The 1,166-nt window shown below is 71.8% G+C and carries 1 protein-coding gene and 1 rRNA gene; both read right to left on the bottom strand.

The genetic code is table 11. The annotated features are described in order from the left end of the window. Window positions 1–119 precede the first annotated feature (119 nt). Entirely contained in the window at window positions 120–977 is an 858-nt protein-coding gene (locus tag ACFUK0_RS40205; protein ID WP_380259052.1) for a phosphatase PAP2 family protein, read from the bottom strand. Window positions 978–1,075: 98 nt separating this feature from the next. Beyond that, a 5S ribosomal RNA gene (gene rrf / locus ACFUK0_RS40200) occupies window positions 1,076–1,166 on the bottom strand; the annotation flags it as partial.

Genomic DNA, 1,166 nt, shown 5'->3' with positions numbered 1-1,166 from the left:
GGGGGCCGTCGCGGTGTACTTTCCCCCCCCCCGGCGCGCCCCCCCCCCCCCCCCCCCGGCCCCGCCGGGGGGGGGGGGCCGTGTCCCCCCCCCCCCCCCCACGGGTCCGTCCGGACGCCTCAGCGGCCCGCAGGGGCCCGCGCAGGGGTCGTCCGCGCCTCGGGCGCCCCGGCCCGCGGCGCACCCCCGGCACGCCGCCCCCGGGAGACCTGCCGGGCCACCCGCTGGGACGCGTACGCCAGGAGCAGGATCAGCACTCCGACCAGGCCGTCCGCCCAGAAGTGGTTCGCCGTGACGACGACGACCCAGACCGTCAGCAGCGGATGCAGGACCACCAGCCACCGCCACCCGCTGCGCGAGACCGTGATCACCGCAACCGCCGCCAGGACGCACCAGGCCACGTGCACGGACGGCATCGCGGACAACTGGTCGGCCACCACCACACCGCCGACCGCGCCGCCGTAGACCGACTGCCCGTACTCGGCCGCCACGTCGACGAACCCGTTGCCCGGCAGCATCCGCGGCGGTGCGACCGGAATGAACTGGATGAGCAGGCAGACGGCCGTCGTGACCACCACCGTGTTCCGCACCCAGGCGTACCGTGCCCGGTGGCGTACGAAGACCCACAGCAGTACCGCGATCATCACGGCGAAGTGCATCGAGGCGTAGTAGTAGTTCGCAGCCCTCACCAGGACGGGGTACGGCGTCACGGCCCGCTGCCAGTCGGCCTCGTCCGGCAGGCCGAGTTGCAGTTCCGTCCGGTGGATCCAGGACGCGCGGTCCAGCGCGTGGTCGGTGCTCATCACCGAGAGGTGGCCCACCAGCTGCCACAGGGTGAAGAGCACCAGCAGGGTGCCGGCCTCACGCAGGAAGCTTGCCAGGGACGGCCGACGGACCCGTTTGGCCGCGTAGGCGGCGGCGAAGAGGACAGCCGAGGCCCCGCCCGAGGTCTGCCACGTAAGGGTCAGGTTCTGCACTGGACGCGCCTCTTCTCCACCAAGCTCAGGTTGTGCTGGGGAGACGTTAACGCAAAGAAGCCCCCTCCCGTACGGGAGGGGGCTTCTTCGGAATGATTGTTCGGCGGCGTCCTACTCTCCCACAGGGTCCCCCCTGCAGTACCATCGGCGCTTTGAGGCTTAGCTTCCGGGTTCGGAATGTAACCGGGC

This window comes from Kitasatospora sp. NPDC057223 (assembly GCF_042669755.1).
GTDB lineage: Bacteria > Actinomycetota > Actinomycetes > Streptomycetales > Streptomycetaceae > Kitasatospora.
The sequence above is the reverse complement of the archived record's forward strand: the minus strand, read 5'-3'. Positions and strand labels throughout refer to the sequence as shown.